The sequence below is a fragment of the Marinobacterium profundum genome (assembly GCF_001528745.1).
Classification (GTDB): Bacteria; Pseudomonadota; Gammaproteobacteria; order Pseudomonadales; family Balneatricaceae; genus Marinobacterium_A; species Marinobacterium_A profundum.
This window is the reverse complement of sequence record NZ_BCNS01000144.1, coordinates 20,716-29,200: the sequence shown is the minus strand read 5'-3', so window position 1 is coordinate 29,200 and position 8,485 is coordinate 20,716. Positions and strand designations below refer to the sequence as shown.

General features: G+C 52.2%; 7 protein-coding genes and 2 pseudogenes. 4 read left to right on the top strand and 5 right to left on the bottom strand.

The genetic code is table 11. From position 1 onward, the window contains the following. Positions 1-268: 268 nt before the first annotated feature. Positions 269-1,300, top strand: a complete 1,032-nt coding sequence (locus MPRO_RS17170) for a Vps62-related protein (RefSeq protein ID WP_158651851.1) — start codon at positions 269-271, stop codon at positions 1,298-1,300. Between the two features lie 510 nt (positions 1,301-1,810). Here MPRO_RS17170 and MPRO_RS26380 read toward each other — a convergent pair. Both MPRO_RS26380 and MPRO_RS17165 read right to left on the bottom strand, forming a co-directional pair. Beyond that, a pseudogene (locus MPRO_RS26380) lies at positions 1,811-2,059 on the bottom strand (cation:proton antiporter regulatory subunit); the annotation flags it as partial. A 12-nt stretch (positions 2,060-2,071) separates the two neighbouring features. After that, positions 2,072-2,995 (bottom strand): annotated as a pseudogene (locus tag MPRO_RS17165) (ATP-grasp domain-containing protein); the annotation flags it as partial. 313 nt (positions 2,996-3,308) lie between these two features. Here MPRO_RS17165 and MPRO_RS17160 point away from each other — a divergent pair. The 3 genes from MPRO_RS17160 to MPRO_RS17150 all read left to right on the top strand — a co-directional run bounded on the left by MPRO_RS17160 (position 3,309) and on the right by MPRO_RS17150 (position 6,539). Continuing rightward, positions 3,309-3,812, top strand: a complete 504-nt coding sequence (locus MPRO_RS17160) for a hypothetical protein (protein ID WP_067295615.1) — start codon at positions 3,309-3,311, stop codon at positions 3,810-3,812. Between the two features lie 70 nt (positions 3,813-3,882). Next, entirely contained in the window at positions 3,883-4,218 is a 336-nt protein-coding gene (locus MPRO_RS26375) for a S16 family serine protease (protein ID WP_369406741.1), read from the top strand. A gap of 1,541 nt (positions 4,219-5,759) precedes the next feature. Continuing rightward, positions 5,760-6,539: a DUF4197 domain-containing protein gene (locus MPRO_RS17150; protein WP_082708925.1), complete on the top strand. Its 780-nt coding sequence runs from the start codon at positions 5,760-5,762 to the stop codon at positions 6,537-6,539. 153 nt (positions 6,540-6,692) lie between these two features. Here the strand turns inward: MPRO_RS17150 and MPRO_RS17145 are convergent, their stop codons facing one another. From MPRO_RS17145 to MPRO_RS17135, 3 genes are all read right to left on the bottom strand, one after another. Next, positions 6,693-7,376 carry an RES family NAD+ phosphorylase gene (locus tag MPRO_RS17145; RefSeq protein WP_067295606.1) on the bottom strand — a complete coding sequence of 228 codons (684 nt, stop codon included), beginning with the start codon at positions 7,374-7,376 and terminating at the stop codon, positions 6,693-6,695. A gap of 32 nt (positions 7,377-7,408) precedes the next feature. Then, a complete protein-coding gene (locus MPRO_RS17140; RefSeq protein ID WP_067295602.1) occupies positions 7,409-7,795 on the bottom strand; it encodes an MbcA/ParS/Xre antitoxin family protein in 387 nt (128 codons plus the stop codon). 84 nt (positions 7,796-7,879) lie between these two features. Continuing rightward, on the bottom strand, positions 7,880-8,446 hold the full coding sequence (locus tag MPRO_RS17135) for a gamma-glutamylcyclotransferase (protein ID WP_067295599.1): 567 nt from the start codon (positions 8,444-8,446) through the stop codon (positions 7,880-7,882). Positions 8,447-8,485: the final 39 nt, after the last annotated feature.

Below are 8,485 nucleotides of genomic sequence, written 5' to 3'. Positions count from 1 at the left end.
GGGTCGTGTACTAAGCAGCACTGCCGTGATGCCTGTGCGCCTCGGTGGCTGCGTCACGTCACATACGATTACCCTGAGCGGGATCTAGCAGCCTGTCGGGTTTACCACTGATCTACTGCGGAAAAGCCGACTTTGGTCATTTTTCGTCCTCTTTTTTGTTAAATAGAACCACTATTTGCCTCAAAAGAGCTCAAAAACTGCCTCAAATCGGACTTTCCCTCGCTACGATCGGCCAAGTCCGACAGGCTGCTAGAGTATGAGTACCCGGATGAGCCCTCGAAATTTTTTCAAATACCCTGTTATATGTGATAAACGATTTTGGGCACCTGTAGTCTTGAGCGTCGCTGCCCTCGGACTATCCGTTCAGTCTCGCGTATTTGCTCAGCCAGCGTCTGACAGTCAGAAATACGACCTGTTGCGCCGATTTGCGCCCGAAATTTGGCTCGCCGAGGGTGAACGGTACTTTCCGGCCTCGCTCGACTGGGCATTCCCATATTTTAATCGGGTCCCGCGTAACGGTAATTGGTGGCTCTATACCAAGCAACAACTGAGCAGCCCTTCGGATGGGACTTTACCCGTTTTCAGAGGAGACCTGAATTCCGCTAAGACCTATGCCTTCTGGGTACCGAAAGCAACCGGGAACACCGATCTGGTCTACTTCATCTACTATCCCTACAACCGCGGCAAGGAACTGGCCTACAGGGTCTGGGGAAATCACGTAGGTGATTGGGAAAATGTCATTGTGCGACTGGATGAGACTTATCAGCCACAGAGAATTTTTCTTTCACAGCATGATCAAGATGAAATTATAAAGTGGCCCGCAATCACAAAGCACTCGACCCATCCCGTTGTATATTCAGCTTGGGGATCTCATGGAAATTATGCGTCAGTGGGGGAGCATGCTTACGAAAAGACCGTACTGGGTACGCTTTCTGATTTGACCAGCCGAGGAACCCGTTGGGACACCTGGAATAGTCTTGAGGCATTTGACTATCATAACAAGTCCGGCCTTAACGGTAATTCTTGGCCACAATGGATGGAAAAAGACCACGGGGTCTACCCAGGCAGAGTAAACACTGCCGCTTCTGTCGCAGGGGATTTTAACAGCGATGGCAGCGTAGGCGCCAACAACACGGCCATTGGCGAGGGAGTCATGCCCGCTTCTGGCCCTATTTACCGATGGGGAAATGGGAAGAACGGCTGCGGTGGTGCCGCCAAATTTTATGAGGCCGTGTCCGGTGAGTGCCGTTTGAATGATGGCCCTACAGGGCCCATAGATAAGGATGTCTGGACGAAATAGGGCAGGTGGGTGGTTTCGGGCTTGCATAACCTTCCTCTGTTTTTATCCCACACAGGCGATATCGAACAAGCTTTGTGCAATCAGCTGTATAACAGCGGAATACTGGTGTCGAAGGATAACGGACTCTGTATCTTTACCGAGGATCAAGCTTTTTCGAGCCCGATTGGCGCCGCCGCCGCCGAAGCTGTGGCTGTGGCTGTGGCTGGCAGCAATCCTACTCATTACCCATGTTGCAACGTATGTTCCGGAAGCAGGAAAAAGGTTATGCCGCGATGGGCTATGAGGCCAGATTTCCTGATCAAGATAAATCTGAATGTACTCTAAAGTTGCAGCTCGAAACATAATGCAGACCAGCGTGCTGACGAAGTAGTCGATATGCCCCTATCGAGGCAGAGATCGAGCAGTTGAAAGCGTGCAGAGGTACTTAGCCGAACCCACGGTTCTACCGCCGGAGCTGCCGCGCAACGACAGCTCCCGCAGGGCGGCCCTTCTTCACAGAGTCTAAGATGATTAAATGCCTGTATCCAGCGGCTTGACCTTGGGTTTTCTTTTGCGTCTGGTGTTGGCCGGCACAAGCGTTCGCATGGAATCCAGTTTGCCGAAACAAAGTAACTTGTCTCCTGGCTCCAGCACACGAGAATATTTTGGATTCGGGATCGCTTTTGCATCCCGGTAAAGGGTGAGCACGTTAATATCCTGCTCTAGCAGTCCAGAGTCCGTAATGGTTTTTCCTATGAATTGAGACTCCGGTGGCACATATATTTCGGCGACACCGTAGCCACGGCTCACGGTCAGGCGCTGGCGGACATCGATTTCGGGGAAGTCTACCTGAGCGGCGATGTAATCGATGATGGCGCCGGCAATATCAAGCTGAGTGCAGTTTTCGATGCCTTCCAGGCCCGGTGAGGAGTTTACCTCCATAATCTGGGGGCCATCTTTACCTTCGAGCATGTCAACGCCAGCCACCTGCAGCCCCAGGATTTGCGCGGCCTTAACGGCCGTGCTTTTGTACTCTTCACTTAGCTCGACGGCCTCAGCCACGCCGCCCCGGTGCACGTTGCTTCGAAACTCCTGTCCTTGCGCCACACGACGCATAGCAGCGACCACCCGGTCACCGACAACCAGTGCGCGAATGTCTTTGCCTTTGCTTTCCGCGACAAACTTTTGTACCAGCACGTTTTGCTTTTGGCTTTGCAGCAACTCAATAATCGCCTCAGCAGACTTGGTCGATTCAGCCAGCAACACGCCAATACCCTGAGTACCTTCAATGAGTTTGATAATAACCGGCGCATTACCCACACGCTCTATAGCAGGGAGGACATCCTTTTTATCACGTACGAAGTTGGTTTTCGGGATGCCCAGGTGATGGCGACTTAAAATCTGCAAGCTTCTCAGCTTGTCCCGGGAATTCAGAATACCGTGTGCCGTGTTGGCGCAATAAACATCCATTTCCTGAAACTGACGAACGACGGCCGTACCGTAGTAGGTGATTGAAGCACCAATGCGGGGTAATACCGCATCATAATGGCTAAGCTGCTGCTGTCGGTAATAGAGATCGGGAGAGCCTCGATCAAGATCGATCGCAAATTTTAAGGTGTTAAGTACTTTTACCTTATGCCCACGGGACTCGGCAGCTTCTTTTAATCTGCGGGTGCTATAGGAGTTCGGTCCACAGGACAGGATAGCGAGTTTCATAAAATGGCCTAATCATTCATCAGACAAGGACTTTAAGCATAGTCAAACATCGACAAACTGGTGGTTGGGATGGGCATAACCCGCCTAATGCGCTGCTGCCTGGATGCGTCGCTGACGATCCTGAGGGGGAGGGCATAGTCCCAATTTTTGGCTAGTATAATTTTATTAAATTCAACGCTTTATAAAGATTTAAGCGCATCCTGGAAGGCAATCCGGCATACGCTGATTCGACGGAAGCTACGCTGATTTGGTACAGTCACGCATCAGGGGCCCAGGCGTGACACAATCAGTGAATAGAAAAGAGTCTTGTTGAATGGGAAAGATTTCAAAAGCCAGCCTGGCCTCGGCCACCAAACTGCTTTCGGGCATGACATTTGGCGAAAAAGAACAGCTTTGCGACGAAATTTACCAGACACAGCCGAATCTCCTCGCTTCGGTGCTGGTGTTGTCGCGCATGGGGCAGGAGATGCCACAGATTGAGGTCGTGCTTGAAATATTGATGGTGATCCACCTGGCGCTAAGGGCGTCTACAACCCGGCTGAAGCTCATCACGGAAGCTGATCAGGAACGGGCGCTGCAACGTCTTGTTGCTACAGTCAGGTTTTCCGACGGTTTGTCGGTGGCTTTGCAGGACGAATCCATAGGGCAGTACGAGGCGTTCCAGACCGAACCCTCGCTGCTGGCATTTGTGTTCGGCAGGCTCGAAGAAACAGGGATACTGGAAGACACCCGGGAGGACTCCAAATACCTTATCCTGGCCGCGCTGAATCTCGCTGCCTGTGTCGCGAGCGCCAGATCTGCCCAGAAAACCACCTAAGCGATGCATCACTAGTTGATACTTAAACGCACGAAGGCGAACAAGATCAGCCCCAACCGACTAATCAGGGCTGTGGAACTCCAGTGCCGCCAAGGAACAGGTCAAGATCGCCTTCGATTACTTCAAGGCCAACGCTTCCCGCATCAGCGCCTCGGCCAAGGTGATGGACCACGATTTCCATCTACATGTGGTCGAACTGCAAAATTCAGGGCCCCTGAATCATATGGCGCTGGCCAGCCTGGTGGCATTTGCCTCAGCGCCGATGGGCAGGCCCGCAAAGGGCCAGATGGTTGTTCTGGGTGACATGAGCCTGGGCGGCAGTGTCGCGCCGGTGCAGAGTATTGCCGAATACCTGCAAGTGGCCTTCGATGCCGGCGGTAAACGGGGTGACGCTACCAATGAGTAGCGCGGTCGATATCCCGACGATTCCGGCAGAGCTGTTCACCAAGCTCCAGACCAGCTTCTACGCGGATCCGGTGGATGCCGTGTACAAGGCGCTGGGTGTGGATTGAAACTGGCTACCGAGATGCGGTGGCAACGGGAACTCTGTCGAACGTTGCTGCTTGTAATGGATGGGGTAGATAAAAACCTTTAGTACGTATTATGTATTTTTTGACCATATCCCATCCTGCATATGTAGCTATGCCGATAACGTAGTTTATCGGCATAGCTATCTATCTAATTGTTTTTATTGATAATAATTACACCTGAAAGACAGATAAAGATTAGCTCTCATCACACTATCAATACGCCGAATATGCCCGACTTTCGTGGGTGACCCAACTAGCCAACAGGCCTAAATAGCCTCGTTTTAGCGGCCACTTTGGCGCTACGCCGAGGCATCCATCACTGATCAGGCCACCCACGCAAACGCCCAAAAAGGCTTGAAATCGGCAGACCAATGGGTGATTTAAGGATCAAATATCCTCTTTTAGGTCCGTATTCAGAGATTTTACAGGGTGTTAATGACTTTTCATCTCATTATTTAGAGGCAGCCCGTTTTACAGCGCAGGCGCGCTACCCAGAACAATCCAAGTACGGCGCGCTCTGCATTCAAGCAATTAACTGAAGCTCTAGCTTGGTGAGGATCTTGGCGAAAGCCTACTTGCTGCGAAGGTCAGGCCTGGTGGCTAGCAACATCAATTCAGTGCAAGGTTCGCCAGCTACGTTGCCCGATATGGCACTGAGCCTTCAATACTTCAATCTTCGCGACTCTCCGCACGGCTTGGGAGGTTGCGTGTGACTGGAGCTGTACGCAAAAAATCGAAAACACAGATGTCACACAAGACAGGCGAAAACGACGCCGACATCCATTGATTTACGACAGCAGTTGCCTGGTGGATTGCACCACAGGATCGCACCAAATCTTCCGCGAAGTTCAGCCTTGAACTGGAAACTGCAAGATAATCGGTAACGCTAGAATCAGCTGAAACCTAGATGTGGTGCAGCCTGCGGCCTATGTTGAAAGTTTCCAGTAGAGCTGAATTAATTCAGATCTGTACTGGAAACTACACACAAAATGCGGCACCTCGTACCCATACATCAATATCTTATTTAACATAATATACATTATGCGTAGTCATTATTTACTATAAACAGGTCATACTTCAGACTGCGATTACTTACTTCGTTTTTAGCTTTAAGGTCTGCGTAACCTCAAATCCAACGCTGCCACTAGCCTGACACGCACAGATATCCACTCGAGGATTACCAATGCAATCCTGCGACTTGGGCGTGCGTACGGAGAGTCGCGAAGATTTGAGTTTCTCGAATCAAGCACCACGTTAGGCTACAGAGCGCATCTGGATATTGGGGTCAGTTGGAAACTACCCGAACGGTACACCGCATCACCAAGCGTCACGAACCCAGCGTCATGCCAGAAAGCCTAAATAGGATCATGCGATCCCCCTATACTTTCACATCTGGAAACTGACTACTGGAGCATCCATGACACCTTTACGATTACTATCGACACCTGTGCTAATCGCGAGTCTGATGGGCGTATCGCTGACAACTCATGCAGACTGGAAGGATGTGCTCAACAAGGCGCAGGAAACCATAACGCAGGGTCAGGGTTCATCTGGTACAACTGCGACCAATGCTGCCATTGCGAGTCTTTCTGACAGCGATATTACCGGCGGCTTGAAGGAAGCACTGATCCAGGGATCCAGAACCGCCATTGCATCGCTGGGCACTGAAGGTGGATACCTTGATAACCCAGCGGTACGTATTCCCTTGCCATCGCAGCTGCAAATCGTCGAAAAAGGCCTGCGGGCTACCGGTCAGGGAGCTCTGGCCGATAACTTCATCACAACCATGAACCGTGCCGCCGAACAGGCAGTTCCGTTGGCCGGCGATCTGTTCGTCGATACCATTCGCGATATGTCTGTTGAGGATGCACGCAGCATTTTGCAGGGATCGGACGATGCTGCAACCCAGTACCTGCGCGAGAAGAACAGCGACAAGCTGAATACGCTGATGCGCCCTATCGTCGCGGATGCCACAGACAAAGTGGGTGTCACCAGTGCCTATAAAGGCATGACGGGTAAAGCGGGAATACTGGGAAATGTATCGAACCTGGGATCTTTGGATCTTGATACTTATGTTACCGAACAGGCAACGGATGGCTTGTTCGCAATGATTGCAGCGGAAGAAAAACGTATTCGTGAGAACCCGGTGGCGCGCAGTACCGATCTGCTGAAAAAGGTATTTTCCAGCGCCTTGTAAAGGTTTGGCAGGCGTCTGACTGAGGCTTTATCTGGGCTCTAATTCAAGAGTCAGGCGCCCTGCTTCGCTGCATGTTTGGCTTGATACTTATTATCGGACAGCTATTCTATCTATATGTTTTCAATGAATAATTGAGTCCAATAAGTGTAGTAATCAGGCCACGGCTTCGACCTTTAATACGGCGATAATGGCCTGGGCATGGCCGCTCCAAACATAGCGGTAATGACTGCCCTGCACAGGGATGCTCAGGGCACGGGGCTTGAAAGCCGCAAGACATTCTCCGCCAGCGTCCCGCACGCTGGAATAATACAGGCCCGGACTATCCTGCTCGCGCAGCTGGCGGGCGAAACGCTGCGAAGACTGGTAATCGTCCGGCTGGTGCAGCGCCCTATACTCCTGACCGCGTATGTCATGTAGCGGCTGCGCCACCTTGCCGATGTATTCACGCAATGTGAGTTCGGTATCGGGCTCCTGTGTCGCCCGCAGGAAGGCTTCGCGATGGTAGCGGGTTTCGGCGATGGCGGTTTGCAGGCTTCGTGCTGCGTAGTAGACGCCATAATGCCCATCGGTGAAACGGCTGGCGACGCCGATATGGGTGAAGGCCGCCATCACGGGCGTGGAGCCCGGGCCTGATATTCGCTCTGATGCTGCAACCAGGCGCAGATCACCCGCCTCATCTCGCAGGCGATCATTGGTCAGAGCTTCCACGGCATAGAGGATCTCCAGATCCTCGGGATCGGCCACGGTTTCAAACAGGCTGATGGGCGGAAAGTGGCTCGGTACCAGACGGTGCGCCTTATCCCAATCAAGGTCGATCAGTACTGGCATGGTATGCATGGATCAGAGCCTGTAAGAATTTAATAGACGATTTAGCCTCTGGCATGATCCAGATAGCGGCGCACATCAGCCAGGTTGATCATGCTGCCCTTGAGCATCACTGCAAGCGCCGATTCGCCACCAAAGTGGGCGTTAGCTTTGCCTGGCCAGGCATTCGCCTGATCTTCGGTGGGAAACAGAAGGCGCAACGCCTTGTAGATCCCCATGACATAGGATATCCGCTCCAGCGTATCGCGCGGTAATGCGGGCCCCTCGCCTTTGCGCCATTTATAGAACGTAGAGCGCGCCGGCTCACCCAGCAGAACCTGCTCCTGTTCGCGACTAAGGTGCCATGCCGATGCGATATTGAAGAATACCTTGAGGGAAACCTGTGATACCCGCTTGGGATCCTGCTGTCCCAGTTCGATAACCTGCTTCATGTTGATGCCCCTCCCAATCACTACATGGACCTCAGCTTAGTCTCAGTGGAGACTAATATCAATTACTATCCCCATGCAAACTTTTTACTTCAATACCAGGCGCAGATGCTGCTCTATCTCGAACACATGGGCATCGTGCTCCCCCAGGCCACGTAATGACTCGGCCAGGTGGAGCAAATAGTCAGCATTGGGACCACTAGGCCCGGCGGCCGCAGCTATATGCCGGGCGATATCGCTTTCGCTCGCGGGGCCAAGAAAGGCACTGTTTTCGGGTGTAGCTATATACACCAGCCCCTGAACCAGACTGCCGTCATCAAAGGTCATTTCGGTACTAAAGCGCAGATAGCCATTCTTTTCGCGAAAATCCAGCTGTTCAAATACCTCGGGCGCTATCAGATAGGCGACACCGCTACAGGGCTCGCCTGGAGTCTCAATCAGGGTCACTACGCGCCCTGGAGCTTCTGGAGTGCCGCGGTGATCGTGGGATCCTTGCCAGAAACGGCGCGACCAGCCGGTGATTCGGGCGCTGCGCCTTTGCACGAAGGGAAAGTCGGCCTTGAAGATCAGAGAGCCATAGCCAAATAGCCATACGGCTTCATTATCATCAAAGCGAAAACGGGTGCGGTTTATTTCAACGGTATTGGCTGACATCAGGTGGCTGTACCTGCGTAAACAAATAATCATACCCTA

What these genes read in the sequence shown, in the direction of transcription:
- MPRO_RS17170 (WP_158651851.1), top strand. Translation starts at nt 269, where the DNA reads ATGAGCCCTCGAAATTTTTTCAAATACCCTGTTATATGTGATAAACGA.
- MPRO_RS17160 (WP_067295615.1), top strand. Translation starts at nt 3,309, where the DNA reads ATGGGAAAGATTTCAAAAGCCAGCCTGGCCTCGGCCACCAAACTGCTT.
- MPRO_RS17150 (WP_082708925.1), top strand. Translation starts at nt 5,760, where the DNA reads ATGACACCTTTACGATTACTATCGACACCTGTGCTAATCGCGAGTCTG.
- MPRO_RS17145 (WP_067295606.1), bottom strand. Translation starts at nt 7,376, where the DNA reads ATGCATACCATGCCAGTACTGATCGACCTTGATTGGGATAAGGCGCAC.
- MPRO_RS17140 (WP_067295602.1), bottom strand. Translation starts at nt 7,795, where the DNA reads ATGAAGCAGGTTATCGAACTGGGACAGCAGGATCCCAAGCGGGTATCA.
- MPRO_RS17135 (WP_067295599.1), bottom strand. Translation starts at nt 8,446, where the DNA reads ATGTCAGCCAATACCGTTGAAATAAACCGCACCCGTTTTCGCTTTGAT.